The following is a 25,154-nucleotide window of genomic DNA, read 5'->3' on the forward strand; positions in this document are numbered from 1 at the left end:
CTCCAGCGCTCCATTACCATTTCCCACCCCATGCGAGGCATGCTCATGCGTACACCGCTGATCGCCGGCAACTGGAAGATGAATGGCTCCTCCCGATTGATCGAGGAGTTCGCGCGCGCGCTGGAGGGGTTTCCTTTGCCCCCTACGGTGGAGGTGGCGCTGCTGCCGCCCTTTCCTTATATCCTCGAGATGCAGCGGGCGCTGCAGGCGGGCGGTGTCAAGATCGGCGCGCAAACGCTCAATCCGCTGCGTTCAGGGGCGCATACCGGTGAGGTGAGCGGCAGGATGCTCAAGGAGCTCGGGGCGGAATATGTGCTGGTCGGGCATTCCGAGCGACGCCGGCTTTATCGCGAGAGCGACGAAGACGTCTACGATCGTTTGGTCGCCGCGCTCAACGAGGGGCTGAAGCCTATTCTCTGCGTCGGAGAAACGCTCGAGGAGCGCGATGCCGGAGATACCGAGCGAGTGGTGCTGCGCCAGGTCGGCAAGGTAATGGCACCGCTGGAGCCGGAGCAACGCCCCTTGGTCACCATCGCCTACGAGCCGGTATGGGCGATTGGCAGCGGCCGCACGCCGTCACCGGAGCAAGCGCAGGAAGTGATGGCGACGATCCGTCGCTATCAAGGTGGCTTCGACGCCAAGCTGGCGAGTGGCCTGAGGCTGCTTTATGGCGGCAGCATGAATGCGCAAAACGCGCAGGAGCTGCTCGCTCAGCCAGACATCGACGGCGGCCTGATCGGTGGTGCTTCGCTCAAGGTCGACGATTTCTTATCCATTTGTCATGCTGCAGGTTGATTTCATGCAAGTCGTAACCCTTTTGGTTCATGTGCTGCTGGCGATCTCACTGGTTGCGCTCGTGCTTCTTCAGCAGGGCAAGGGCGCCGAGGCGGGGGCCGCCTTCGGAGGCGGTGCCTCCCAGACCGTTTTCGGTTCGCGTGGCAGCAGCAGCTTCCTCGCCAAGCTCACAGGGGTGTTGGCGGCGGTCTTCTTCGCCACTTCGGTTGGTCTCGCTTGGTATGCCAATAATGCCGGCAGCGCGCCGATCAGCGGCATTCCGGATGCGAGCCTGATCGAGCGTCAGCATAGCGGTGTGCCGGTGCTCGACGATGCGCCGGCCCAAGGGCTGGGCAGCGCCGATCCCAGCGAAGCGCCGCTCACTGCGCCCGAGGCGACGCCGTCGCAAACCCAGGCTGCTCCGGCGCTTGACGATCAAGGGCAGGATGTGGATAATGCTGCGCCAGCACTCGAGGGAAGCGAGGAGCAGTAAGCTGCTCGAGACCTTGCGAGTGGAGGGGGTGGTGAATATCCATCCCCGGGCGCTGAAGCAGAAGTGTTTGATTGTAAAGGCTTCTGAGTGTATAGTGCCTCAGCCCCGATGCCGAAGTGGTGGAATTGGTAGACACGCTATCTTGAGGGGGTAGTGTCCTTACGGACGTGCGGGTTCAAGTCCCGCCTTCGGCACCAAATGAAGTTCGTAGGCAGCTTCTTGCCTGCAGGGCGGTAGAAGAGAAAGGAGCGAAGGTTCGCGAAATCCTCCGTTTCCGGTTTGAGGAATCAGTACCAGGTTGATTCCGGATCGAAAGATCTATAATATTTCGCGCGTTGATGCGGGGTGGAGCAGTCTGGTAGCTCGTCGGGCTCATAACCCGAAGGTCGTCGGTTCAAATCCGGCCCCCGCTACCAAGTTTATTCGAAAGGCCCCTTCCAGCAAGAAGGGGCTTTTTGTTGGCGGACGGCCAGTTGGATGATGGCCCGTGCCGGCTCCTTGCGCGGTGGCAGCGCCTCGATCGTAGTAGCTGCCAGTCGGCCACCTTTCCCGTCTTCACGTCAGGGTGCCAGCGGAAACCGTCCGGCGCCGGTTCGCGAACGTATTCGAGGCGTCCGTCGCCTGGGGAGTCGTCGCGTGACGTCATGTTCTTCGATTCCCTTCGAGCCGGTCTCACTCATAGGAGCCTTTGTCTATGGCGACCAAGGAACAGGCCATTCAGGCGCTGATCGAGCCGACGATCAATGCGATGGGATTCGAACTGTGGGGTGTGGATTACGTCGCGCAGGGCAAGAATTCGCGTCTGGTGGTGTATATCGATAGCGACAAAGGCGTCAACGTCGACGACTGCGCCAAAGTCAGTCGTCAAGTCAGCGGCCTGCTCGATGTCGAAGATCCCATCGCTGGCCAGTACAACCTGGAAGTCTCATCGCCGGGCATGGATCGACCGCTCTACACGCTTTCTCAGTTCGAGCGTTTCGCCGGACACCGCGTCCAACTGCGTCTGCGCATTCCGTTCGAGGGGCGCCGCAAGTTCCAGGGGCTTTTGATCGGGCTCGAAGAGGACGAAGTGATCCTGCGGGTCGATCAGGAAGAGTTCGGCTTTCCGATCGAAACGATCGAACGCGCTCAGGTGGTGCCGACCTTCGAAAAATAGTGCGGTGCGCAGTGTCGCCAAAGCGATGCGTGGGTGTCGGCCAAGGACGGTCCTCGAGCGGGACAAAAATGATTTATCTGGCGAGGCAAAGGCATGAGCAAAGAGATTTTGCTGGTCGTTGACGCAATTTCGAACGAAAAAGGTGTTCCTCGTGGCGTGATCTTCGAGGCGGTCGAGGCTGCGCTGGCCAGCGCGACCCGCAAGCGCTTCGAGGGACAGGACGTCGACGTCAAGGTCCGGATCGACCGTGCCACTGGAGATTACGACACCTTCAGGCGTTGGACCGTGGTTCCCGATGAAGACTACACCACCTCGGCCCGCGAGATTCCGATCTCCGCGGCCGAAGAGCGTGAGCCGCCGTTGGGCCTTGGCGAATTCGTCGAGGAGCAGATCGAGTCGGTGAGCTTTGGCCGCATCGCGGCCCAGACCGCCAAGCAGGTGATCGTACAGAAGGTGCGTGAAGCCGAGCGGGCCGAAATCGTGCGACACTACAGCGAGCGCGAAGGAGAGCTGGTCGCTGGTGGGGTGAAGAAGACCACCCGCGATGGCTTGATCATCGATCTCGGTGATAACGCCGAGGGTTTCCTGCCACGTAGCGAAATGATTTCCGGCGAACGCTATCGAATGAACGAACGCGTTCGTGCGCTGCTCTGGAAGGTCGATCCTGACGCTCGCGGCTCCCAGCTGATCCTTTCGCGCACTCGCCCCGAGTTCCTCATCGAGCTGTTCAAGATCGAAGTGCCGGAGATCGCCGAACAGCTGATCGAGATCAAGGGTGCCGCTCGGGACCCAGGCTCGCGGGCCAAGATCGCGGTCAAGACCAATGACCGTCGGATCGATCCGGTCGGTGCCTGCGTGGGGATGCGCGGCTCGCGCGTCCAGGCGGTTTCCAACGAGCTTCGCAACGAGCGTGTAGACATCATCCTCTGGGATGATAATCCTGCGCAGCTGGTGATCAATGCGATGGCTCCGGCCGAAGTCGCCTCGATCATGGTCGATGAAGATTCCCATACCATGGACGTCGCGGTTGCTGAAGACAATCTCGCCCAGGCGATCGGCCGCAGCGGGCAGAACGTACGGCTCGCCTCTGAGCTGACGGGCTGGACGCTCAACGTGATGACCGAGGAAGAAGCCCAGGGCAAGCTCGAGCAGGAAGTCGACAGTTTCATCGAATACTTCATCCAGCATCTCGACATCGAAGAAGACCTTGCTCGTCTGTTGGTCGACGAAGGTTTCACTTCGCTCGAAGAGATCGCTTACGTACCGCTCGACGAGATGCTCGAGATCGAGGAGCTCGACGAGGTGCTGGTCGAGGAGCTGCGCGCGCGGGCCAAGGATGAATTGCTCAATCTGGCGATCGCCAGCGAGGAGAGCCTGGAGGAGGGCGCCCCGGCCGACGATCTGCTCGAAATGGAAGGCATGGATCGCGCACTGGCGTTCACGCTGGCTGGGCGTGGCATTCGCACCATGGAAGATCTCGCCGAGCAGTCGATCGACGATCTCAAGGACATCGAAGGCGTGGATGAAGAGCGCGCCGCGGTACTGATCATGACCGCCCGTGCCCCCTGGTTCGAGGGCGAAGCGTAGCGGCTCAAGCCGCCGGCCTTTCGAGGTGCGGTGGCGCGGTTTCGCAACGGGCAGCAGGGAAACGGGTTCAGGAGGGTCGCAATGGCAGAAATGACGGTTAAGGAATTCGCAAGCAAGGTGGGGCGCGATGCGAACCGCCTGCTCGAACAGATGAGCGAGGCTGGTCTCACCCACAAGGCAGAGACCGATGTCGTCTCCGAGGAGGACAAGCAACGCTTGCTTGACCACCTCACCAAGCAGCACGGCGGCGGGGCGGGGCCGGGTCGCAACCGGATCACGCTAACTCGCAAGACCAAGAGCAAGATCCGTACTGGCGATCGCAACAAGACGATCGAGGTGCAGGTCCGCAAGAAGCGTACCTACGTTCGTGCGGAGCCGGAGGCCCAGGCGGGCGAGGCCGAAGTACAAGAGGTACAGGATGCGCAGGCAGCGCCCCCGGCGAGCGAGCCTGCTCGCGAGCAGGCGCCCGTTGCCGAGGCAGTGGCGCCCTCTGCGCCAGCCGCCGCGGCACCGGCCAGCCCAGGGGCTGCCGCCACCGGCGAAGAGAGCACCGGGGAAGAGCCGGTCGTCAACGCACCGCTCAAGGAGCCGCGCAACGACAATCGTCGTGGTCGTGAGGCTGCCGGCCGCAAGGCCGCCGGGGGTGGGCGCAAGAGCGGTGGACGTCGCGAGGACGAGGACGATCGCAGCGAACGCAGCGAGCGTCGTGGCTCGGCCGGCAAGAAGGCCAAGCGCTCCGAGCGTCGCGGTGGCCGACGCGGGCGCGACAATGCCCACGGCTTCCAGCGCCCGACCCAGGTGATCATCCGGGAAGTCAGCATTCCCGAGTCGATCAGCGTCGCTGAGCTTGCCGACAAGATGTCGGTCAAGGCGACCGAAGTGATCAAGGCGATGTTCAACATGGGCGCCGCGGTCACCATCAACCAGACCATCGATCAGGACACCGCGGCGATCGTCGCCGAGGAGATGGGCCACAAGCCCAAGCTGATCAAGGACAATGCACTCGAGACCGAAGTCCTCGAAGGAATCTCCTACGAGGGTGAAGAGTTCACGCGTGCGCCCGTGGTCACGGTGATGGGACACGTCGACCACGGCAAGACCTCGCTGCTCGACTACATTCGTCGCACCAAGGTCGCCACTGGCGAGGCGGGCGGCATCACCCAGCACATCGGCGCCTACCACGTCGAGCATGCCACCGGTGACGTCACCTTCCTCGATACCCCCGGACACGCGGCCTTCACTGCGATGCGTGCCCGTGGCGCCAAGGCGACCGACGTGGTCATCCTGGTGGTTGCCGCCGATGACGGTGTGATGCCGCAGACCATCGAGGCGATCGAGCACGCGCGCGCCGCCGAGGTGCCGCTGGTGGTGGCGATCAACAAGATCGACAAGCCTGGCGCCGATCTCGACCGCGTCCGCAACGAACTCTCCCAGCACGGAGTGATCTCCGAGGAGTGGGGGGGCGATACCCAGTTCGTCCTGGTCTCGGCGAAGACCGGCGAAGGGATCGATGCGCTGCTCGAAGCGGTGCTGCTGGTTTCCGAAGTGCTCGAACTGAAGGCCGTCCCGGAGGCACCCGGCAAGGGTGTGGTGATCGAATCCCGGCTGGATCGCGGGCGTGGCCCGGTGGCTACCGTGCTGGTCCAGAACGGCACCCTGCGCAAGGGCGACATCCTGCTCGCCGGCCTGCACTATGGTCGCGTGCGCGCGCTGGTCAACGAGCTCGGTCAGCAGGTCGACTCGGCTGGCCCGTCGATGCCGGTCGAAGTGCTCGGTCTCGATGGCACGCCTGATGCTGGCGAAGAGTTCAACGTCGTCGCCGACGAGAAGAAGGCGCGCGAAGTCGCCAACTTCCGTCAGGGCAAGTACCGCGACGTGCGTCTCGCCCGGCAGCAGAAGGCCAAGCTCGAGAACATGTTCAGCCAGATGGGCAAGGAAGAGATCGCTTCGGTCAACATCGTGCTCAAGGCGGACGTGCAGGGCTCGCTGGAGGCGATCCGCCATGCGCTGGAGGAGCTCTCCACCGACGAGGTCAAGGTCACCGTGGTCTCCTCCGGGGTCGGCGGAATCACCGGCACCGACGCCAACCTGGCGGTTGCCAGTGAGGCGATCATCGTCGGCTTCAACGTCCGTGCCGATGCGAGCGCTCGCGAGATCGTCGAACGCGAAGGGCTGGATCTTCGCTACTACAGCGTCATCTACCAGCTGATCGATGAGGTCAAGCAGGCGATGAGTGGGATGCTGGCGCCGGAGTGGAAAGAAGAGATCGTTGGCATCGCCGAGGTACGCGACGTGTTCCGGGCGCCGAAGATCGGTGCGATCGCCGGCTGTATGGTGGTCGAGGGTACCGTCTACCGCAACAAGAGTATCCGCGTATTGCGCGACAACGTGGTCATCTACGAAGGCGAGCTCGAGTCACTGCGCCGCTTCAAGGATGATGTCAGCGAAGTCCGTAATGGCATGGAGTGCGGTATCGGCGTACGCAACTACAACGATGTCCAGGTCGGTGACAAGATCGAAGTCTTCGATCAGGTCAAAGTCGAGCGCTCGCTCTAAGCGGGCCGCGAGGAGCGCAGATGCGTGAATTTACCAGGACCGATCGGGTCGCCGAGCAGCTCAAACAGGAACTCGCGCTGCTGGTGCAGCGCGAGGTCAAGGATCCGCGTTTGGGTATGGTGACGATCAGCGATGCCAAGGTCAGTCGTGACCTCGGCTATGCGGACGTCTACTTCACCCTGCTCGGCGAGAACGATGCTGCCCGCGTACGCGAGAACCTCGAGATCCTCAAGCGTGCGTCCGGTTTCCTGCGCTCGCAGGTCGCTCGGCGGATGAAGCTTCGTCATGTGCCCGAGCTGCGCTTCCACTATGACGAGAGCGTGGCTCGGGGTGATCAGCTCTCACGGCTGATCGAGCGTGCGGTGGATAGCGATCGGCGCAGCCGCGACGATGAGCCGGAGTCGGAGTGATGGCGAGGCGTCGTCGGGGTCGTTCGGTCGACGGCGTGCTGCTGCTCGATAAGCCGAAGGGGTTGAGTTCCAACCGTGCACTGCAGCGCGCGCGGGGGATGTTCCAGGCTGCCAAGGCGGGGCATACCGGCACGCTCGATCCGATGGCCACGGGGCTCTTGCCGATCTGCTTCGGCGAGGCGACCAAGTTCTCCTCGTTCGCCCTGGACGCCGACAAGCGTTATCTCGCCCGGGTCCAGCTCGGTACCACCACCGACAGCGGGGACGCAGAGGGTGTGGTGCTGGAAGAGCGCCCGATACCCGCGCTAGACGAAGCGGGCATCGAATGCGTGCTAGCGCGATTTCGTGGTGAAATTGAGCAGATTCCACCGATGTTCTCAGCGCTCAAGCATCAGGGCCGCCCGCTCTACGAGCTGGCCCGTGAAGGGCGCGAGATCGAGCGTGCGCCGCGGCGTGTAACCATTTATCATACGCGCCTCGTTTCGCTCGATGCGGATGCCGGCTGGTTCGATCTCGAGGTCGATTGCAGCAAGGGCACCTACATTCGCACGCTTGGCATGGACATCGGCGCGGCGCTTGGCTGCGGTGCGCATCTCAGCGCGCTGCGGCGGCTGCGCACGGGGCCGTTCGAGGCGGGTGCGATGCTGGGTCTGGATGCGCTCGAGGCATTGGGCGAGGAGCGCGATGTGCGACTGCTGCCGGTCGATGCGCTGATCGCGCACCTGCCCAGGCTCGAAACCGATGAGCCGACCGCCCTGCTGTTGAACCAGGGGCGGCGGATCCGCTGTGCGACCGGGTCTCATGCCCCGGGCACCATGGCGAGGCTGTACTGCGACGAGCGCCTGCTGGGGCTCGTCACTGTGACGGAGGAGGGCGAACTCGCTCCCCGACGTCTCTTGCGCGACGCGGCCAACGGCTGACGTCGCCTTCGCTGAAGACTGCAAATATGCGTGGTCTTCGACACTGACTGCTTTATTTCAAAGCATATTGATTGGAGAAGCTCCCATGGCACTTACCGCCGAGCGCAAGGCCGAAATCGTCAAGGAATTCGGTGCCAGTGAAAACGACACCGGTTCCCCGGAAGTCCAGGTCGCACTGCTGACCGCCAACATCGAAGGTCTGCAGGACCACTTCAAGACCAACAAGCAGGATCACCACTCCCGTCGTGGCCTGATCCGCATGGTCAACCAGCGCCGCAAGCTGCTCGACTACCTCAAGGGCAAGAGCTTCGAGCGTTACCAGAGCCTGATCCAGCGCCTTGGCCTGCGTCGCTGAGCGCACGCCTTGCACTGTATCGAACGGGCAGCCCTGCGGGCTGCCTGTTTTTTTTCGCCTCGATGCGTTCCAGGTAATGGCATTCATGGTGCGCCCGAGGGCGCAGTGACAGTGCAGGCCGAAGGCTCTAAGATGGCGACCTGAGCGCATAGAAAGCGTACACGATCGTATAACATTCGAAGGAATTCAGAGTGAATCCCGTCACCAAGACCTTCCAGTACGGCGGTCAGACCGTCACGCTGGAGACTGGCCGCGTCGCCCGTCAAGCTACCGGCAGCGTGCTGGTCACCATCGACAATACCGTAGTCCTCTGCACCGCAGTCGCTCGCAAGGATGTCAAGCCGGGCCAGGACTTCTTCCCTCTCTCCGTTCACTACCAGGAAAAGACCTATGCGGTCGGCAAGATTCCCGGTGGGTTCTTCAAACGTGAAGGGCGTCCGACCGAGAAGGAGACGCTGACCTCGCGTCTGATCGATCGCCCGATCCGCCCGCTGTTCCCCAAGGGGTTCATGAACGAAGTGCAGGTGATCTGCACGGTGATGTCGGCCGACAAGCAGCACGATCCCGACATCGCGGCGATGCTCGGCACCTCCGCTGCGCTTGCGATCAGCGGCGTGCCTTTCGCCGGCCCGATTGGCGCCGCGCGCGTGGCATTCAATGAGGATCGCGGCTACTTCCTCAACCCGAGCCAGGCGGAACTGGCGAGCTCCGAGCTCGACATGGTCGTCGCCGGCACGGATAAAGCGGTACTGATGGTCGAGTCGGAAGCCAAAGAGCTGACCGAAGACGAAATGCTCGGCGCGGTGCTCTTCGCCCACCAGGAAATGCAGGTCGCGATCGAGGCGATCAAGGCATTCGCCCTGGAAGGCAGCAAGCCGAAGTGGGACTGGCAGCCGGCGGTCGAAAACGTCGCGCTCAAGCAGGCGGTTGCCGCTGGCTTCGAAGCTGGCATTGGTGAAGCTTACCGGGTGACCGACAAGATGGCCCGCCAGGACGCCCTCGCCGCGCTCAAGTCACAGGCGATCGAACGTCTGGCCGGTACTGGCGAATTCGAGGCCGACGCGGTGGCTGGTGCCTTCGCTTCGCTCGAGAAACGTATCGTTCGCGAGCGGGTCCTGGCGGGCGAGCCGCGCATCGATGGTCGCGATCACAAGACCGTGCGTCCCTTGTCGATCCAGGTCGGGGTACTGCCGCGCGCTCACGGCTCGGCGCTGTTCACCCGTGGCGAGACCCAGGCCATCGTCGCCGCGACCCTCGGTACCTTGCGCGAAGCGCAGCTGATCGAGGGCCTCGAGGGCGAGCGCCACGAGCGTTTCATGTTCCACTACAACTTTCCTCCCTATAGCGTCGGTGAGGCTGGCTTCTTCGGCTCGCCGAAGCGTCGCGAGATCGGGCACGGGCGGCTGGCCAAGCGCGGCGTCCAGGCGATGGTGCCGAACGGCGACGACTTCCCCTACTCGATTCGCGTGGTCTCCGAGATCACCGAGTCCAACGGCTCGAGCTCGATGGCCTCGGTGTGCGGCTCTTCGCTTGCGCTGATGGACGCAGGCGTGCCGCTCAAGGCACCGGTCGCGGGTATCGCCATGGGCCTGGTCAAGGATGGTGACCGCTTCGCAGTGCTCACCGATATCCTCGGCGACGAGGATCACCTCGGCGACATGGATTTCAAGGTCGCAGGGTCGGTCAACGGCGTCACCGCGCTGCAGATGGACATCAAGATCGAGGGAATCAACGAGGAGATCATGGAGCGTGCGCTGAACCAAGCGTTCGAAGCACGCCAGAGCATCCTCGAGCAGATGAACCGGGTGATCAGCGAGAGCCGTTCGGAAGTCGCGGACCACGCGCCTTCGATGGTGCTGATCAAGATCGACACCGACAAGATTCGCGACGTGATCGGCAAGGGTGGCGCGACCATCCGCCAGATCTGCGAAGACACCGGTGCTTCGATCGACATCCAGGACGATGGTACGGTGCGGATCTATGCCGATACCAAGGAAGGCTCGAAGAAAGCGGTCGATACCGTGCTGGCGATCACCGCCGAAGCGGAGATCAACAAGCTGTACCGCGGCAAGGTAGTGCGGATCGCCGACTTCGGCGCGTTCGTCAACTTCATGCCGGGTACTGACGGCCTGGTGCACATCTCGCAGATCGTGCCTGAGCGCGTCAACGACGTGCGCGATTTCCTCAACGAGGGCGATATGGTCACCGTCAAGGTGCTCGACGTCGACAATCGCGGACGCGTCAAGCTGTCGATCAAGGAGATCGAACCGGCCGAGAAGGCAGCTTTCGAGGCGAGCCTCGGCGAAGGAGAGTAATCGCCGGGCGCGGCCTGATCGCCGCGCCGGACGATTCAACGAGAGCCCCGCATGGCTACTGCCATGCGGGGCTCTCGCACATTGGACCGATGGACTTGTCCGAACGGTTCAATCTGCTTCCGGCTGCGGGTAGACTCGCTGGCCCGAGCCTTTGCAAGGCGCCTGATCGTGCCCCCGCTAATGACTACTCCTCTTTCTTCCGCGTGCGCAGCGCCGTCTTCGACCAAGGGGGCGGAACCGTCCTACGTCTGCGCGGAGCCGCCTGGCCCAGATCGGCGCGACATTCCTGGCCAGCCGGCGGGCGCCTTCCTCTCGCATCATCTTCCGCTGCTGGTCGGGCTGGTACTGGTTGCGCTCAACCTGCGCCCAGCGCTCTCAAGCCTTGCGCCACTGCTCGACCAGGTGAGCAGCGAGCTCGGCCTCAGTGCCAGCTTCGCGGGAGTGGTGACCTTCCTGCCGGTATTCTGCCTCGGAGCCTTTGCCTTTCTCGCCCCGCGTTTGTCCCACCGCTACGGCAGCGCCAGAACGATCCTGCTCGCTTTGCTGGTGCTTGCCGCCGGCATCGCGCTGCGTGGTGTCTTCGGCATTGCCGGACTGCTGCTCGGCACGGTCATGGCGGGGGCGGGAATCGGCGTGGCCGGGGTGCTGCTACCGAGCGTGGTCAAGCGTCACTATCCGCACCATGCAAGCCTGTTGACCGGGATCTACACCATGGCGCTGTGCAGCGGCGCGGCCCTCGCTGCAGGTACCAGTGTGCCGCTGGCCGAGGCGTTCGGTGGCAGCTGGCGGCTAGGGCTCTCCTGCTGGGCGCTGTTGGCCTTGGCCGCCGCGGCGTTCTGGATCCCGCAGCTCCGGCGTTCGAAGCACGAACCGAAGTCGGAGCGTCGGCGTGTGCGAGCACCCTGGCGTTCGATGCTTGCCTGGCAGATCACGCTCTACATGGGCCTGCAGTCCTCGCTCGCTTACATCGTCTTCGGCTGGCTGCCGACGATGCTGATGGCGCGTGGGCTCGGCGCGCTCGAGGCTGGACTGATGATGTCCGTATCGGTGCTTTTGCAGCTCGTCACCGCGCTGGGCGGACCGTTCATCGCCGCCAGATTTCGTCACCAGAGCGGCGTGATCGCGCTGTTCCTCACCCTGAGCGTCGTACCGCTGCTCTGCATCCTGTTGATGCCTGTCTCTACGCTGTGGCTCTGGATCGTGCTGCTTGGCCTCGGCCAGGGAGGGACGTTCAGTCTGGCGCTCGCGCTGCTTGTGCTGAGAACCCACAATGCCCAGAGCGCGGGCGCGCTCTCCGGCATGGCTCAGGGCATCGGCTACTCGCTGGCCGCATTCGGCACCCTGGGAGTGGGGCTGCTGCACGACCTGCGCGGCGACTGGTTCGCCGTGGCAGGGCTGGTTCTCGCCATCGGCGTGCTGGCACTGCTGTGCGGGTTCAATGCCGGCCGCGATCGCTTCGTCGAAACCGGCTGATTGCAGAGCCGCGGGTTCAGCCTGGGAGGGTGACCGCAAGATTGTCGAGCAGCCTGGTCGTACCGAGATAGGCGGCGGCCAGCAGGATCGCTTGGCGAGCGTCGCCGTCGAGCGGTGCGAGATCGGGCGCGCGCAGCTCGAGATAGTCGAGCACGAAGCCTTGAGCCTCGAGGGTGGCACGCCCCTGTGCCAGGGCCTGGGCCGCCGGGACGCCCTGGGCCAGGCGTGCGGCGATGCTGTGCAGGCCGCGAGCCAGCAGGGGTGCACGCTCCCGTTGCTCTCGATCGAGATAGCCATTGCGTGAAGAGAGTGCCAGCCCGTCGGCGTCTCGGACGGTCGCTACGCCGACGATCTCGATCGGGAAGTGCAGATCCGCGACCAGTTTGTGAATCACCGCTAGCTGCTGGTAATCCTTGTTGCCGAACAGTGCGACATCGGGTCCGACGATGTGGAACAGCAAGCTGACCACCGTCGCCACACCGTCGAAATGCCCTGGGCGCGTGGCGGCGCAAAGTCCTTCCGAGACTATCGGCACCCGCACCTGGGTCAAGCCGTCCAATCCATTGGGATAGAGCGTATCGACATCGGGTGCGAAGAGCACATCGCAGCCTGTCGACTCGAGCTGGGCCCGGTCGTCATCCAGAGTGCGAGGATAGCGCGCGAAATCTTCGTTTGGCCCGAACTGGATCGGGTTGACGAAGATCGATGCCACGACCAGATCGGCGCGACGTCGCGCCTCTTCCACCAGAGCCAGGTGACCGCGGTGGAGATTGCCCATCGTCGGCACCAGCGCGATACGCAGGCCAGCTGCGCGAGCTTTGGTGAGCGCTTGGCGTAGCGCGGCGATGGTATGGAATGTCTGCATGATGGGGTGCCCTCGAGCGGTTCAGAGCGTACGCCAGGCGCTCAGAAGCAGTGTTCTTCGGCGGGGAATTCCCGGCTCACCACCGCTTCGTGGTAAGCCGCGAATGCTTCCTGGATCGATGCTTCGCCGATCAGGAAGTTCTTCACGAAGCGTGGCACACGTCCGAGCGAGGCGCCGAGCATATCGTGCATGACCAGGATCTGCCCGTCGACATCGGGGCCTGCGCCAATGCCGATCACGGGCACGGTCAGCGCGTCGCGTACTTCGAGGGCGAGATCGCTCGGCACGCATTCGAGCAGCACGACCGCAGCGCCGGCCTGCTCCAGCGCCAGGGCATCGTCGATGATCCGCTGCGCGCTCTCCGGATCGCGACCTTGGATACGGTAACCGCCCAGTGCATTGACATGCTGGGGAGTCAATCCCAGGTGCACGCAGACTGGTACGCCTCGTCGGCTGAGCGCTTCGACGCCTTCGGCGAGCCAAGCCTCTCCTTCGATCTTGACCATCTGCGCGCCCGCGCGCATCAGGATTCCCGCATTGTCGAGCAGCCGTTCGATGCTGACATCGGCCATGAACGGCAAATCCGCCATGATCAGGCTGTCGACTCCTGCTCGGGCGACGCAGGCGGTGTGATAGGCGATGTCGGTGATGGTGACCGGCAGGGTGCTCGAGTGTCCTTGAAGCACCATGCCGAGGGAGTCGCCGATCAGCAGTACCTCGACGCCAGCGTCGCTGGCCAGACGCGCGAAGGTGGCGTCGTAGGCGGTCAGACAGCTGAAGGGCGTGTTGGACTCACGGCGACCTGTAAGGGTCGAGAGAGTGACGGCGGGCATGGCAAGGCTCTCGTTGGAAGGTCGTTGAGGAAGCGCCGGCTCAGGGCGTGAGCTCGACCAGTGAGCCGCGTAGTGAGTCATCCACCAGATCGCTCAGTACACGGTCGTCGGGCATTCGCAGGCCAGGAGAGATGTCCAGCAGCGGTACCCATACGAAGGCACGATTTAGCATTTCTGGGTGGGGAACACAAAGGCGAGGGTGTTCGATCACACGATCATCGAACAGCAGCAGGTCGAGATCGAGCGTGCGTGGGCCCCAGCGACGCAGCCGCACTCGACCTTGGCTCTGCTCGAGGCGTTGCAGCTGGTCGAGCAATGCCAGCGGTGAGTAGGCGGTATGCAGCTCCACCACGGCATTGATGAAGTCGTCCTGATCTTGAGGGCCCACCGGCCGGCTGGCATAAAGTGGCGAGGCATTCACCAGCTTGCAAAGCGGCAGCGAGGCGAGCGCCTCGATGGCCGAGGTGATTCGCTTTCGAGGAAGATCCAGGTTGCTGCCCAGACCGATGAAAGCCCGATGGGCAAGCACAGCGTCGGGCATCCTCTCATTCTCCCCGAGGAGGGCGACGACGCGGTCGGCGGCGTGAGCGCGTCGGTTTGGATGCGGTTTCGGGCAGCGGCTCGTCGAGGCCGGCGGGTTCGTGGACGATCTGGCTGATCATCCCCCGGCGCTCTGCATCCTCGAGGGTCTGGTAGCGTGTCCACCACTCCCCTAGGCCGGCCGCCAGTTCCCCAGCGCTTTCGCGCAGCAGCAGGAAGTCGTAGCCGGCACGGAAGCGCGGATGGCTCATCACCTGGTCGGCGCGTTTGCCCTTGCGGCGCGGCAGACGCAGCTGGAGCTCCCATATGTCGCGCATTGGGAAGCTGAAGCGCTTCGGGATCGAGGTGTGCTGCAGCTGACGGCTGATCACCTGCTGGGCCGCCTGCTGGTGAGCGAGTGCCGGTGGCATGCCTTCTTCTTCGAGGGCATTGGCGTCCATCACTACGGCCGGCCACAGCAGCGCGGCATAGAGGAAGGCCGGAGTGACCGGTTTACCTTCGAGAATGCGCTGGTCGGTGTTGACCAGTGCCTGTTCGATCATCGTCTCGGCCCATGGCATGACACTCAAGGCATCGAAAGTGACCGGAAACAGCATCGCGAACAGGCCATGCTCGCGCAGGCCTCGATAGGTCTCCAGCGCCGCGCCGTTGAGAAACAGCTTGAGCACTTCTTCGAACAGCCGGGCGGGGGGGATCGAGAGCAGCAGTGGCGCGAGATCGATGATCGGCGCCGCGGTGCGTTCCTCGATCTTGAATCCGAGCTTGCCGGCGAAGCGTATCGCTCGCAGCATCCGAACCGGATCTTCCCGATAGCGCACCTCAGGATCGCCGATCAGTTTCAGCTGGCGGCGCTCGAGATCGTCGATGCCGCCGGTCCAGTCATAGATCGAGAAATCGGCGACGCTGTAGTAGAGCGCATTGACGGTGAAATCGCGGCGCAGTGCATCCTCATCGATGCTTCCCCAAACGTTGTCGCGCAGCAGCATGCCCGTGGCCGAGCGGTGTGCTCGGCTGACGTCATCCTCGTCATCATGCTGGCCACGGAAGGTGGTGACCTCGATGATCTCCCGGCCGAACCGGACATGAACGATGCGAAAGCGCCGGCCGATGATCATGGCGTTGCGGAACAGCGCCTTGACCTCGTCAGGCGTCGCGTCGGTGGCAACGTCGAAATCCTTCGGGGTGATGCCCAGCAGGCCGTCACGCACGCAGCCGCCCACTAGATACGCCTGGAACCCCGCTTTGTTGAGGCGGTAAAGAACCTTGAGAGCGTTTTCACTGAGCATGCCTCGAGAGAGGGAGTGCTCATCACGAGGGAGGATGCGAGGAGCGGAAAGAGAGGCCTGGTCGCCGACTGGGGTTTTCAAACGTTTACCGGTACCTGATCGAAGCTGGACGAAATGAGAAGCGACATTCTGCTGGTTCCGGTAAGTGTAACCAAGGTGCCCGGGGATGCAAAGAGCGGCTACCGAGCCTTGCGCTCAAATAGCAAAAGGGAGGCCGAAGCCTCCCTGAATGCTGCCTGGCACATGGCGATGGCAGCGAAGCTAAAGATGCGCTTGAATTCTTCGTGTATGGCGCATCGCTCTGAATACGCATCGCAGGCGCGAGATACGTGAGCTCGACGGACGCTTGGTGTTGCGGGCTAATGCGCCGTGCCGTATTCAAAACAATCCTCCATGCACGCGGACGCTCTCTTTGTTCATCGAAAAGAGATGGCTGCCCCGGTGAGTTGTTCTTGTTCCGGGGTGCCGACCGGGAGGCGTTGTTCTTGTTGTGCCTCGTTCGCGGCGTCGCGTATTACTCTCCTTGGACCGACGTTGTTATTGTCATGTCGGCACGTTCGTCTCCATCCAGCGATTCTTGTTCTTGTCGGTATCGCTGTATCGGATGTCGAGAGGAGCGCTTGTTGTTCTTGTTGCGCTGCCTCCTTGGGCGAAGGTTGTTGTTTTTATTCCTTCGCTGACGAGCGATGTTGTTTTTCTTGCCGATATCAATGCTCGATGTGTGCCAGTTTGTTTTTTTTACATTTAAAACATGCGGTTATGGTTTTGGTGGGCAGAGCGTCACTGCGTGTATCATCGACCTCCGGCTAACTTGCCGACACTATTGTTCGAAAATGGTGCGCCAGCGTTCTTTTTTGGTGCATTCGCTGATTGGGGCTGAGCATAGCGAGGTTTCGGGCGCGGCGAGATACGACCTTGGGTGCGCCACCAAAGATCGCTTGAACTCAGTGCCGGAATGGTCGATGCGACGGCGGGGGTAGGTTCCTGGCGAGACTAGCGAGCGGTCAGATAAGGATGTCGCCTTGCCCGATCGCGGTGCTGCGCCAATGGCGCTTCGCCCAGCAGAGCTGCTCCTGAACTGGTGCATCGCGCGACTCGGCGGGTGGTCGCTGGCCGAGCGCGCGCAGCGCCGCATGGAGATGCGCCCGTGCGGCCTCCTCGCTACGGGGCAGCGCTGGGGCAAGGTTCTGCTTCGAGAGCTTCTGCCCATTGGCGGCGCGGGCCAATGGGAGATGCAGGTAGCTGGGTGGTGGCAGGTCCAGGTTGCGCTGCAGCAGCAGCTGCCAGGGAGTGTTGTCGAGCAGATCCGATCCACGCACCACATCGGTGATGCCTTGGTCGCCATCATCGACCGTGACCGCCAGCTGATAAGCCCAGAATCCATCGCGTCGTCTGAGCACCACGTCGCCAAGTGCGGCGGGGGTCCATTCCTGCCAGCCGAGCCTGCGGTCCCGCCAGCTGACCTTGACCGGTTGGTGCGTTGAATCGGTGCGAAGACGCCATGCCTGCGGGCGATCGGGGTGCAGGCTGCCTTCACGGCACCAGCCTGGGTAGTGATCGAACCCCTGCCAATCCTTGCGTGAGCAGCCACAGGGGTAGGCGAGGCCGAGGGTGGCGAGTTTTTCCAGGGCATGCTGGTAGGCTTCGCTACGCTGGCTCTGATAGCGTACATCGCCATCCCAGTGGAGGCCGAATGCTTCCAACTGACGGAGGATGTCCTCGCTTGCGCCACGAGGGCAGCGGGGAGGATCGACATCCTCGATGCGCAGCAGCCATTCGCCTCCCACCGCACGTGCATCGAGCCAGCTGGCGAGGGCGGCGATCAGAGAACCGAAGTGCAGCGGGCCTGACGGGGTCGGTGCGAACCTTCCGCGATAGCTTGCAGCCCCGCTCATCGCTTTCGCTCCCTGGGTTTTCGACCCCAAGCAAGACGGACGCCGAGGCGTCCGTCGTGGATCATTGAGCATCGAGGGGTTCAACCGCCGAGCTGCTTCTCCTTGAGCTCTGCAAGGGTCTTGCAGTCGACGCACAGTGTCGCGGTTGGCCGGGCTTCGAGACGGCGAATGCCGATCTCCACGCCACAGGCCTCGCAATAGCCGTAGTCTTCCTCGTCGATCTTCTCGATGGTCTCGTTGATTTTCTTGAGCAGCTTGCGCTCGCGATCACGAGTGCGGAGTTCGAGACTGAACCCTTCCTCTTGAGTAGCACGGTCGGCAGGGTCGGCGAAGTTGTTCGCCTCCTCCTGAAGATGCCGAACGGTTCGATCGACCTCTTCCATCAGATCCCGTTTCCAATCCAGCAGCATCTGACGGAAGTGCTCCAGCTGCTTCTCGTTCATGTACTCTTCACCCGGGGCCGGCTGGTACGGGGTGAATTTGTTCAGCGCTTCCGGTTGCTGTTCGGCTACTGCCATGGGGATGCCTCATTGCGCAGTGTATCTTGGGCCGCAAGGTCGCAGCGATCCCACCCTCTCGGGTGTGCTTGACCCACCGAAGGTAGAGCCTTTTATAGAAAAAAACCTCGCAGTGCAAGATGTATATGGCATTGCGATGAGGCCTTATAGCATAGAATTCCGATCCTTGAACGGGAGATGGCTTGAAATTCAACGAACTTCGTACAGGGCGCTTGGTCCGGCGCTACAAGCGCTTTCTCGCTGATGTAGTGTTGGATTCAGGTCAGCAGGTGGTTGCCCACTGCGCTAATACGGGATCGATGCGCGGACTCGATCGCGAGGGGGCGAGGGTATGGCTCTCCCATAGCGATAGCCCCAAGCGCAAGCTGGCGTGGAGCTGGGAGCTGATCCAGCTCGACGACGCCGATCGTTCGTCGTTCGCCTCGGTCAACACCGCGCGCGCCAATCATTTGGTGCGCGAGGCGCTCGAGCGGGAAGTGATCGAAGAGCTGAAGGGCTGGGTGGGAATGCGGGCGGAAGTGCGTGTCGAAGACGCGCGACTCGATTTCCGCCTCGACCATTTCGCTTCTCCCGACTGCTACGTCGAGGTCAAGCAGGTGACGCTTCGCGAGCCGGACGGACTAGGCTACTTTCCCGATGCGGTCAGCGTACGTGGGCTCAAGCACCTGCGCACGCTGAGCGGTATCGCCGCCGGTGGCGGGCGTGCGGTGCTGCTCTTCTGCGTCGCCCATACGGGAATCGATCGTGTGCTACCGGCCTGGCACCTCGATCCCGCGTACGCTGCAGGCCTGCTCGATGCGGTACGCTGCGGCGTCGAGGTACTGGCCTATGGTTGTCGCATCGAGGCCGAGGGTACGACGGCGGAAATGGCGCTGGAGCGCCGGTTGGAAGTGATACTGGCGCCTGAGAGTCACTCCTCGCTGGGGAGCCGGTCCTTGACGTAGGTGATCTGGGTCCGGCCGTGGGGCGCAGGCAGGCCATCCTCGCCGAGGTTGACGAATACGATCTTCTCGATGGTGAGGATGCTCTTACGGGTGATCTTGTTGCGCACGTGACACTTGAGCGTGATCGAGGTGGTGCCAAAGTGTGTCGCGGTGATGCCGAGCTCGATGATGTCGCCCTGGCGGGCGCTGGAGACGAAGTTGATCTCTGAGATGAATTTGGTCACCACGCGAGGGTTGTCGAGCTGGATGATCGTATAGATCGCCGCCTCTTCATCGATCCAGCGCAGCAGGCTGCCGCCGAACAGTGTGCCGTTGGGATTGAGATCTTCGGGCTTGATCCATTTGCGGGTATGGAAATTCATCTGCGTCTCCTGGCGTGCGGCGGCTGGATTCGATTCTATCAGTGAGCGGTGGCTTCTACCGGCCCGGCCTGGGCCGTGTCGACACGCCTTAGCGGCGGACACGGAAGATCGCCGTTTGACCGAGCAGGTTCGGCCAGCGTCGCACGCTCCACGAACCCTGGCGACCGACGGCTTGGTCGATGATGGTATAGCCGCGGGAGTGGCACAGGTTGGTGAAGTCTCGAAAAGTCGAAAGGTGGATGTTCGGGGTGTCGTACCAGGCATGGGGCAGTGATGACGAGACCGGCATCCGGCCTTTGATGCCAAGATGCAGGCGGTGGCGCCAGTAGGCGAAGTTCGGGAAGGCGATGATGCACTCCCGCCCGACACGAAGCATTTCATCCAGCGTCAGGTCGGGCCGCTTGAGCGCTTGCAGCGCCTGGGTCATCACCACCAGGTCGAAAGCGTCGTCCGGGATGTTGGCCAAGCCTTGGTCGATGTCCTGCTCGATCACATCGACGCCACGCGCGATGCAGCCATTGATCCCGTCGTGATCGATCTCCAGGCCATAGCCCGTGACCCCTTTGTCACGTCCGAGCAGCTCGAGCAAGGCGCCGTCACCGCAGCCGAGATCGAGCATCCGGGTGTTCGGTGCGACCCATTCGTAGATCAGTGCAAGATCCGCTCTCATCTCATTCATCTTCAGCCCTAGGCAGTGACAGGGTGTCGCCGGCGTGGCGCAGGAACCCTTCCAACACCGTGTCGTAGCGGGGGTGGGGCAAAAGGAAGGCATCGTGGCCGTGGGGCGAATCCACGTTGGCGTAGCTCACCCGCTTGCCTGCCAGCATCAGCGCATCGACCAGTTCCTTGGAGCGCTCTGGCGCGAAGCGCCAATCGCTAGTGAAACTGACCACCAGGAAGCGGCATTGCGCTGGCGCAAGCGCCGCGGCAAGGTCGCCATCGCAAGCGCCCGCGGGATCGAAGTAGTCGAGCGCCTTGGTCATCAGCAGATAGGTGTTGGCGTCGAAGCGATTGGAAAAGCTCTCGCCCTGGTAGCGCAGGTAGGACTCGATCTCGAACTCCACACCGTAGCCAAAGTTGAGTTCGTTACGCACGTCGCGGCCGAACTTCGCCCCCATCGCCAGCTCGGAGAGGTAGGTGATATGGCCGACCATGCGCGCAAGCCGCAGCCCTCGGCGAGGCAGCGTATCGTGCTCGGCGTACCAGCCGTCATGAAACTCGGGGTCCGAACGGATCGCCTGCCGGGCCACTTCGTTGAAGGCGATGTTCTGCGCTGAAAGCTTTGGCGTGGCGGCGATCACTATCGCGTGGGCCAGACGATCAGGGTAGGCGAGCGACCATTGCAGCACCTGCATGCCGCCGAGGCTTCCGCCGATCACGGCAGCGAAGCGCTGGATGCCGAGATGGTCAGCGAGCCTTGCCTGGCTCTCTACCCAGTCGGTGACCGTCATCAGCGGGAAGTCGGGTCCCCAGATCCGTCCGGTCGCGGGATTGATCGAGGTGGGGCCGGTACTGCCGTGGCAGCCGCCGAGGTTGTTCAGCGCGACCACGAAGTAGCGGCGGGTATCGATGCTCTTGCCGGGGCCGATGTGGGTGTCCCACCACCCGGGCTTTTGTTCTCCCGGGTAGAAACCCGCCGCGTGGTGATGGCCCGACAGTGCATGGCAGATCAGGATGGCGTTGCTGCGCTGCGCATTGAGTTCGCCATAGGTCTCGTAGACCAACTCGAAGGCATCGAGCGTCCTCCCGCAAGCGAGCTCTAGAGGCGTATCGAAACGCGCGATGCTGGGTTCGACCAAGCCTACCGAACCCGACTGCGTGTCCACCATCAATAGCCCACCACCACGCGGGCCGGCAGCATCGAGGCACGAACCAGCGAACCGACCACGATACTGTCGATCAGGTTGATCAGGATGAAGGCCACGATCGGGGACAGATCGAGCATTCCCAGCGGCGGAATCACCCTACGCAGCGGCGACATGATTGGCTCCGTGACCTGGATCACCAGCAGCGCGCCAGGATGGTCCGCTCGCGGTGCGACCCAGCTGAGGATGATCATCACGATAAGGGCGAAGAAGTAGATCTTCACCAGGGCGTTGAGTGCACCGGCGAAACCCGCGATCAGCAGGTTGAGCACAGGAGGGAGGGTGCCAGCGAAGAGCAGGAAGATCAGCAGCAGGGCAGCGATCTTGACCAACATCGCTGCCACCAGCGAAGCCAGATCGAAACGGCCGATCGGACGTAGCAGCCGCTGTAACGGATGGACCAGCCAGCCGGTTGCCTTGACCACGCCCTGGGTCATCGGGTTGTAGTAGTCGGCTCGCGAGGCATGCAGCGCAAAGCGTAGCATCAGCACGAAGACGAACAGATTGAACAGCGTATTGATCAGCGTCAGGCCGATGCTTCCCATCTGGGAGCCCATGGCATCCTCCAGTGTCAGGCGCGTGAAGGGGCGGCTGTGGCCGCCCCCGTGATTTCGGCAAAGCGCGAGCGCCTTGCGCTAAGGCTGGTCGAGTTGGTCCGCCAGCTCGTTGGCGCGGTCCCGGCAGGCATTGCAGGCATCGAGCACCAGCGCCTCCAATCCTCCGGCCTCGAAGCGCTGGATCGCGCGCTCGGTGGTGCCGTTGGGCGACATCACCTGGCGTTTCAGCGTCTCGGGATCATGTTCGCCGAGAGCGGCCATCTTCGCTGCGCCCAGTGCGGTCTGGATCGCCAGCCGCCGAGCGCTGTCCTGTTTCAGGCCCTGGGCCACGCCCGCTTTTTCCAGCGCTTCGATCATATAGAAGAAGTAGGCCGGTGCGCTTCCGGCGATCGCAGTGACGACGCTGAGCAGTTCCTCTTGCTCTACCCATTCGGTGATGCCAACGGCGCCCATGAGTCTTTCCACCAGGGCCCGCTGTGCATCACTCACGCCCGCTGCTGCATAAAGTCCGCAGGCCCCCGTGCCGACGAGCGAAGGTGTATTGGGCATCGAGCGGACGACGGCAATATTGCCCCCCAGCCAGCGCTCGATCGAACTGCAGCGGATACCTGCCGCCACCGACAGTACCAGCGGGCGCCTTTGCTGCACGGTGTCTCGAAGACCCGCGCATAGCTCGGCGAGCTTCTGCGGCTTTACCGCAAGGATCAAGACGTCGGCATTCAGCGCGGTGGCTCGATTGTCCAGCGAGGTCGCGATGGCGAAGCGCTCGCGAAGCGGTGCGAGGGTCTGGTCGCGGGTAGCGGTGGCGGTGATCTTCTCTGGGGGATGGCCGCTTGCGATCAGGCCTTGGATGATCGCGCGGGCCATGTTGCCGGCGCCGATGAAGCTCAGCTGGCTGGGCATGTCGAACTCCTTGATTGGCCGCCCCGTCTTTGTGCTGCGAGCGGCGGCAAGCATTTCTTCTCAGGGGCCATTCGGATATTCACGTGGGCCGAAAATGGCGGTACCGATTCTAACCATGGTGGCGCCCTCGGTGACCGCAGCCTCGAGGTCCGCGCTCATCCCCATCGACAGCGTGTCGAGTGGGGCCTGCGGCAGCTCCGCTCGAAGCGACTCGAACAGCTCGCGCAGCCGTGCGAAAGGCGCTCGCTGGAGTACGGGATCGTTACAGGGCTCGGGAATCGCCATCAGTCCCCGCAGGCGCAGGCGAGGCATCGCCGCTACGCGCTGCGCCAGCGAGAACAGCGCCTCTGGGGCCACTCCTGACTTGCTCTGCTCCTGGCTGACGTTGACTTGCAGGCACACGTCGAGGAGGGGGAGGTCGCTGGGGCGCTGGTCATTCAGGCGCTGGGCGATCTTCTCACGATCGACGCTATGTACCCAATCGAAATGCTCGGCGATGTCGCGTGTCTTGTTCGACTGGATCGGGCCGATGAAATGCCACTCGATGTCGAGATCGGCAAGCATGGCCTGCTTGCCCAGCGCTTCTTGCAGATAGTTCTCGCCGAACGCCCGCTGCCCTGCCTGGTAAAGGGCGCGCAGCCGGTCCGCTGGCTGAGTCTTGCTTACCGCCAGCAGGCGCGCTGCTGCAGGATCACGGCCGGCCTCGGTGAGGGCCTGGGCGAGACGCTCGCTGACCTGCGCGAGGCGGTCGGAAACGCTCTGTGGCGTGGTTGGGTCGACGGGCATGATCGGATTCCTGCGCGGGGCGATTGGTGCGATCGAAGTGGCGGAGTCGGATATTAACCAACTGCCGCTGGTGACGGCAAAGCGAGCTGCGGCGGCGGGCGCATCGCCGATGGCATGGTACAATCATGCCCTTTTTGCAGGCGAGGTGGCGCAGCGTGTTGGGGTGCGTCGCTCCCGAATCCGCTTTTCCTGACGCGAGAGAGACGATTGATGAACGACGTTGTCGAGGCGTTTGAGCTGATCAAGCGCGGCACCGATGAAATCCTGCTCGAGGACGCGCTGCTCGAGAAACTGCGTTCGGGCCGTAAGTTGCGTATCAAGGTAGGGTTCGACCCAACCGCGCCCGATCTCCACCTGGGCCACAGTGTGCTGCTGACCAAGATGCGTCAGTTCCAGGAGCTGGGTCACACGGTGATCTTCCTGATCGGCGATTTCACCGGCCGTATCGGCGATCCGAGCGGAAAGAGCGTGACTCGCAAGCCGCTGACCGAGGAGCAGGTCAAGGCAAATGCCGAAACCTATCGGCAGCAGGTGTTCAAGATCCTCGATCCCGAGCTCACTGAGGTACGGTTCAATTCCGAGTGGTTCTCCAAGATGGGTGCGGCCGAAATGATCGAGCTCGCAGCGCAAAGCACAGTGGCGAGGATGCTCGAGCGGGACGACTTCGAGAAGCGCTATCAGTCTAACCAGGCGATTTCGCTTCATGAGTTCCTCTATCCGCTGGTGCAAGGCTATGACTCCGTGGCCCTCGAAGCGGATATCGAGATGGGCGGTACCGACCAGAAGTTCAATCTGCTGATGGGGCGCGAGATCCAGAAGCATTTCGGCCAGACCCCACAGGTGGTGATCACCATGCCGCTGCTCGAAGGCCTCGACGGTGTGCAGAAGATGTCCAAGTCGCTCGGCAACTATGTCGGTGTCGACGAGGCGCCGGGGGCGATGTTCAACAAGCTGGTCTCCATGCCCGATGCGTTGATCTGGAAGTACTTCGACCTGCTCTCGTTGAAGTCCAACACTGAGCTCGATGCGTTGCGCGAAGAGATGGCTAATGGAGCCAATCCCCGTGACATCAAGATGGTGCTCGCGCGCGAGCTGATCGCTCGTTATCACGGTGAAGATGCTGCGGCCAATGCGCATCGCTCGAGCGGCAACGTTCTTGGCGACGGTGAGTTGCCTGAGGACATGCCGGAAGTCGAGGTCGCTTTCGCAGGCGACGCCGGTGTGCCGATCGGTTTCGTGCTCAACCGCTCGGGGCTGGTCAAGAACAGCGCCCAGGCCAAGGACCTGCTCAACAACGGGCGGGTCAAAGTGGATGGTGTGGTGATCGACAAAGATGCCTTGCTCGAGTTCGGCCGTAGCTACGTCGTCCAGGCGGGAAAACGTAGTTTCGCCCGCGTGTCGTTGGTGCCTGGACCCTGAGGTCAAAAACTTGGCGAAAGCGCTTGCCAAGTGGCGAGTGGGTCTATAAAGTACGCCCTCGCTGACCGGGGTTAACCCGCAGCGGGAAGAGCAAGTCATTGATTGTTTTGGTGTTTCAGGTCGGCTTGGATGCGGTGGTCAGTATGCTCCGAACGACACGCTTCTCGAAGAAGTGATTGACACCAAAGCGTTTCTGAGTAGAATGCTCATCCACTCGACGCAGGGCAGGCTTCTTCGAAGCCAGGTTCAGTCCGCGGCGAGACGCTCTTTAACAAGTCGATCAGGCAATTTGTGTGGGCGCTCGGCTCGATGAGACGGCAACGTCACTGATGTATCCAGTCA

At 62.6% G+C, this 25,154-nt stretch carries 24 protein-coding genes, 2 tRNA genes and 1 pseudogene; 15 read left to right on the plus strand and 12 right to left on the minus strand.

Annotation, left to right across the window (positions count from 1 at the left end):
- The first annotated feature begins 45 nt into the window (after window positions 1-45).
- The 12 genes and pseudogenes from tpiA (at window position 46) to Q376_RS21585 (ending at window position 12,039) form a co-directional block, all read left to right on the plus strand.
- Window positions 46-795: a triose-phosphate isomerase gene (gene tpiA, locus Q376_RS0106230; protein WP_027349595.1), complete on the plus strand. Its 750-nt coding sequence runs from the start codon at window positions 46-48 to the stop codon at window positions 793-795.
- A gap of 4 nt (window positions 796-799) precedes the next feature.
- Window positions 800-1,117 (plus strand): annotated as a pseudogene (secG, locus tag Q376_RS0106235) (preprotein translocase subunit SecG); the annotation flags it as partial.
- 260 nt (window positions 1,118-1,377) lie between these two features.
- Window positions 1,378-1,464 (plus strand) — tRNA-Leu (locus tag Q376_RS0106240).
- A 142-nt stretch (window positions 1,465-1,606) separates the two neighbouring features.
- Window positions 1,607-1,683, plus strand: a tRNA-Met gene (locus Q376_RS0106245).
- A gap of 278 nt (window positions 1,684-1,961) precedes the next feature.
- A complete protein-coding gene (gene rimP, locus Q376_RS0106250) occupies window positions 1,962-2,423 on the plus strand; it encodes a ribosome maturation factor RimP (RefSeq protein WP_027349597.1) in 462 nt (153 codons plus the stop codon).
- A gap of 93 nt (window positions 2,424-2,516) precedes the next feature.
- Entirely contained in the window at window positions 2,517-4,010 is a 1,494-nt protein-coding gene (gene nusA, locus Q376_RS0106255) for a transcription termination factor NusA (RefSeq protein ID WP_027349598.1), read from the plus strand.
- An 81-nt stretch (window positions 4,011-4,091) separates the two neighbouring features.
- The gene (infB, locus tag Q376_RS0106260; protein WP_027349599.1) at window positions 4,092-6,566 is read left to right on the plus strand and encodes a translation initiation factor IF-2; all 2,475 of its coding nucleotides are present in this window, start codon (window positions 4,092-4,094) and stop codon (window positions 6,564-6,566) included.
- 20 nt (window positions 6,567-6,586) lie between these two features.
- Window positions 6,587-6,976 carry a 30S ribosome-binding factor RbfA gene (gene rbfA / locus Q376_RS0106265; protein ID WP_027349600.1) on the plus strand — a complete coding sequence of 130 codons (390 nt, stop codon included), beginning with the start codon at window positions 6,587-6,589 and terminating at the stop codon, window positions 6,974-6,976.
- Complete coding sequence (gene truB / locus Q376_RS0106270; protein ID WP_027349601.1) at window positions 6,976-7,896, plus strand: tRNA pseudouridine(55) synthase TruB; 921 nt, start codon at window positions 6,976-6,978, stop codon at window positions 7,894-7,896. The genes rbfA and truB overlap by 1 nt, the downstream gene beginning before the upstream one ends.
- An 85-nt stretch (window positions 7,897-7,981) precedes the next feature.
- A complete protein-coding gene (gene rpsO, locus Q376_RS0106275) occupies window positions 7,982-8,251 on the plus strand; it encodes a 30S ribosomal protein S15 (RefSeq protein WP_027349602.1) in 270 nt (89 codons plus the stop codon).
- A 191-nt stretch (window positions 8,252-8,442) separates the two neighbouring features.
- Window positions 8,443-10,566: a polyribonucleotide nucleotidyltransferase gene (pnp, locus tag Q376_RS0106280; protein WP_027349603.1), complete on the plus strand. Its 2,124-nt coding sequence runs from the start codon at window positions 8,443-8,445 to the stop codon at window positions 10,564-10,566.
- Window positions 10,567-10,746: 180 nt separating this feature from the next.
- Window positions 10,747-12,039, plus strand: coding sequence for a CynX/NimT family MFS transporter (locus tag Q376_RS21585; protein ID WP_081803420.1), 1,293 nt, complete (start codon window positions 10,747-10,749; stop codon window positions 12,037-12,039).
- 16 nt (window positions 12,040-12,055) lie between these two features.
- Here Q376_RS21585 and panC read toward each other — a convergent pair whose 3' ends face one another.
- From panC to dksA, 6 genes are all read right to left on the minus strand, one after another.
- Complete coding sequence (gene panC, locus Q376_RS0106290) at window positions 12,056-12,904, minus strand: pantoate--beta-alanine ligase (protein ID WP_027349604.1); 849 nt, start codon at window positions 12,902-12,904, stop codon at window positions 12,056-12,058.
- A 41-nt stretch (window positions 12,905-12,945) separates the two neighbouring features.
- Window positions 12,946-13,737, minus strand: a complete 792-nt coding sequence (panB, locus tag Q376_RS0106295; protein WP_027349605.1) for a 3-methyl-2-oxobutanoate hydroxymethyltransferase — start codon at window positions 13,735-13,737, stop codon at window positions 12,946-12,948.
- Window positions 13,738-13,777: 40 nt separating this feature from the next.
- Window positions 13,778-14,278, minus strand: a complete 501-nt coding sequence (gene folK / locus Q376_RS0106300) for a 2-amino-4-hydroxy-6-hydroxymethyldihydropteridine diphosphokinase (protein ID WP_027349606.1) — start codon at window positions 14,276-14,278, stop codon at window positions 13,778-13,780.
- 4 nt (window positions 14,279-14,282) lie between these two features.
- The gene (pcnB, locus tag Q376_RS21590; protein WP_052364998.1) at window positions 14,283-15,644 is read right to left on the minus strand and encodes a polynucleotide adenylyltransferase PcnB; all 1,362 of its coding nucleotides are present in this window, start codon (window positions 15,642-15,644) and stop codon (window positions 14,283-14,285) included.
- 923 nt (window positions 15,645-16,567) lie between these two features.
- Window positions 16,568-17,458, minus strand: a complete 891-nt coding sequence (gene gluQRS / locus Q376_RS0106310) for a tRNA glutamyl-Q(34) synthetase GluQRS (RefSeq protein ID WP_027349607.1) — start codon at window positions 17,456-17,458, stop codon at window positions 16,568-16,570.
- An 80-nt stretch (window positions 17,459-17,538) separates the two neighbouring features.
- Window positions 17,539-17,976, minus strand: coding sequence for an RNA polymerase-binding protein DksA (gene dksA / locus Q376_RS0106315; RefSeq protein WP_027349608.1), 438 nt, complete (start codon window positions 17,974-17,976; stop codon window positions 17,539-17,541).
- Between the two features lie 182 nt (window positions 17,977-18,158).
- Between dksA and sfsA the strand changes: the two genes are divergently transcribed.
- Window positions 18,159-18,920 (plus strand): DNA/RNA nuclease SfsA, encoded by a 762-nt coding sequence (gene sfsA, locus Q376_RS0106320; RefSeq protein ID WP_027349609.1) that lies wholly within the window; start codon window positions 18,159-18,161, stop codon window positions 18,918-18,920.
- On the opposite strand, the gene Q376_RS0106325 is transcribed toward sfsA, so the two are convergent.
- The 6 genes from Q376_RS0106325 to Q376_RS0106350 form a co-directional block, all read right to left on the minus strand.
- Window positions 18,887-19,282 carry an acyl-CoA thioesterase gene (locus Q376_RS0106325; protein ID WP_027349610.1) on the minus strand — a complete coding sequence of 132 codons (396 nt, stop codon included), beginning with the start codon at window positions 19,280-19,282 and terminating at the stop codon, window positions 18,887-18,889. The genes sfsA and Q376_RS0106325 overlap by 34 nt on opposite strands.
- An 88-nt stretch (window positions 19,283-19,370) precedes the next feature.
- Window positions 19,371-19,952 carry a methionine biosynthesis protein MetW gene (gene metW / locus Q376_RS0106330; RefSeq protein WP_027349611.1) on the minus strand — a complete coding sequence of 194 codons (582 nt, stop codon included), beginning with the start codon at window positions 19,950-19,952 and terminating at the stop codon, window positions 19,371-19,373.
- Between the two features lies 1 nt (window position 19,953).
- Complete coding sequence (metX, locus tag Q376_RS0106335; RefSeq protein WP_027349612.1) at window positions 19,954-21,111, minus strand: homoserine O-succinyltransferase MetX; 1,158 nt, start codon at window positions 21,109-21,111, stop codon at window positions 19,954-19,956.
- Complete coding sequence (locus tag Q376_RS0106340; protein ID WP_027349613.1) at window positions 21,111-21,704, minus strand: YggT family protein; 594 nt, start codon at window positions 21,702-21,704, stop codon at window positions 21,111-21,113. The genes metX and Q376_RS0106340 overlap by 1 nt, the downstream gene beginning before the upstream one ends.
- 78 nt (window positions 21,705-21,782) lie before the next feature.
- Complete coding sequence (proC, locus tag Q376_RS0106345; RefSeq protein ID WP_027349614.1) at window positions 21,783-22,607, minus strand: pyrroline-5-carboxylate reductase; 825 nt, start codon at window positions 22,605-22,607, stop codon at window positions 21,783-21,785.
- 60 nt (window positions 22,608-22,667) lie between these two features.
- Window positions 22,668-23,393, minus strand: a complete 726-nt coding sequence (locus tag Q376_RS0106350) for a YggS family pyridoxal phosphate-dependent enzyme (protein ID WP_043446467.1) — start codon at window positions 23,391-23,393, stop codon at window positions 22,668-22,670.
- On the opposite strand from Q376_RS0106350, the gene Q376_RS24705 reads away from it, so the two are divergent.
- Window positions 23,392-23,586, plus strand: coding sequence for a hypothetical protein (locus Q376_RS24705; RefSeq protein ID WP_155834175.1), 195 nt, complete (start codon window positions 23,392-23,394; stop codon window positions 23,584-23,586). The genes Q376_RS0106350 and Q376_RS24705 overlap by 2 nt on opposite strands.
- A 17-nt stretch (window positions 23,587-23,603) precedes the next feature.
- Window positions 23,604-24,812 carry a tyrosine--tRNA ligase gene (gene tyrS / locus Q376_RS0106355; protein ID WP_027349616.1) on the plus strand — a complete coding sequence of 403 codons (1,209 nt, stop codon included), beginning with the start codon at window positions 23,604-23,606 and terminating at the stop codon, window positions 24,810-24,812.
- The last annotated feature ends 342 nt before the right edge of the window (window positions 24,813-25,154 follow it).

It is taken from the genome of Halotalea alkalilenta DSM 17697 (assembly GCF_000621205.1).
GTDB lineage: Bacteria > Pseudomonadota > Gammaproteobacteria > Pseudomonadales > Halomonadaceae > Halotalea > Halotalea alkalilenta.

What these genes read in the sequence shown, in the direction of transcription:
- tpiA (WP_027349595.1), top strand. Translation starts at nt 46, where the DNA reads ATGCGTACACCGCTGATCGCCGGCAACTGGAAGATGAATGGCTCCTCC.
- rimP (WP_027349597.1), top strand. Translation starts at nt 1,962, where the DNA reads ATGGCGACCAAGGAACAGGCCATTCAGGCGCTGATCGAGCCGACGATC.
- nusA (WP_027349598.1), top strand. Translation starts at nt 2,517, where the DNA reads ATGAGCAAAGAGATTTTGCTGGTCGTTGACGCAATTTCGAACGAAAAA.
- infB (WP_027349599.1), top strand. Translation starts at nt 4,092, where the DNA reads ATGGCAGAAATGACGGTTAAGGAATTCGCAAGCAAGGTGGGGCGCGAT.
- rbfA (WP_027349600.1), top strand. Translation starts at nt 6,587, where the DNA reads ATGCGTGAATTTACCAGGACCGATCGGGTCGCCGAGCAGCTCAAACAG.
- truB (WP_027349601.1), top strand. Translation starts at nt 6,976, where the DNA reads ATGGCGAGGCGTCGTCGGGGTCGTTCGGTCGACGGCGTGCTGCTGCTC.
- rpsO (WP_027349602.1), top strand. Translation starts at nt 7,982, where the DNA reads ATGGCACTTACCGCCGAGCGCAAGGCCGAAATCGTCAAGGAATTCGGT.
- Q376_RS21585 (WP_081803420.1), top strand. Translation starts at nt 10,747, where the DNA reads ATGACTACTCCTCTTTCTTCCGCGTGCGCAGCGCCGTCTTCGACCAAG.
- panC (WP_027349604.1), bottom strand. Translation starts at nt 12,904, where the DNA reads ATGCAGACATTCCATACCATCGCCGCGCTACGCCAAGCGCTCACCAAA.
- panB (WP_027349605.1), bottom strand. Translation starts at nt 13,737, where the DNA reads ATGCCCGCCGTCACTCTCTCGACCCTTACAGGTCGCCGTGAGTCCAAC.
- folK (WP_027349606.1), bottom strand. Translation starts at nt 14,278, where the DNA reads ATGCCCGACGCTGTGCTTGCCCATCGGGCTTTCATCGGTCTGGGCAGC.
- gluQRS (WP_027349607.1), bottom strand. Translation starts at nt 17,458, where the DNA reads ATGAGCGGGGCTGCAAGCTATCGCGGAAGGTTCGCACCGACCCCGTCA.
- dksA (WP_027349608.1), bottom strand. Translation starts at nt 17,976, where the DNA reads ATGGCAGTAGCCGAACAGCAACCGGAAGCGCTGAACAAATTCACCCCG.
- Q376_RS0106325 (WP_027349610.1), bottom strand. Translation starts at nt 19,282, where the DNA reads ATGAATTTCCATACCCGCAAATGGATCAAGCCCGAAGATCTCAATCCC.
- metW (WP_027349611.1), bottom strand. Translation starts at nt 19,952, where the DNA reads ATGAGAGCGGATCTTGCACTGATCTACGAATGGGTCGCACCGAACACC.
- metX (WP_027349612.1), bottom strand. Translation starts at nt 21,111, where the DNA reads ATGGTGGACACGCAGTCGGGTTCGGTAGGCTTGGTCGAACCCAGCATC.
- Q376_RS0106340 (WP_027349613.1), bottom strand. Translation starts at nt 21,704, where the DNA reads ATGGGCTCCCAGATGGGAAGCATCGGCCTGACGCTGATCAATACGCTG.
- proC (WP_027349614.1), bottom strand. Translation starts at nt 22,607, where the DNA reads ATGCCCAGCCAGCTGAGCTTCATCGGCGCCGGCAACATGGCCCGCGCG.
- Q376_RS24705 (WP_155834175.1), top strand. Translation starts at nt 23,392, where the DNA reads ATGATCGGATTCCTGCGCGGGGCGATTGGTGCGATCGAAGTGGCGGAG.
- Q376_RS0106350 (WP_043446467.1), bottom strand. Translation starts at nt 23,393, where the DNA reads ATGCCCGTCGACCCAACCACGCCACAGAGCGTTTCCGACCGCCTCGCG.
- tyrS (WP_027349616.1), top strand. Translation starts at nt 23,604, where the DNA reads ATGAACGACGTTGTCGAGGCGTTTGAGCTGATCAAGCGCGGCACCGAT.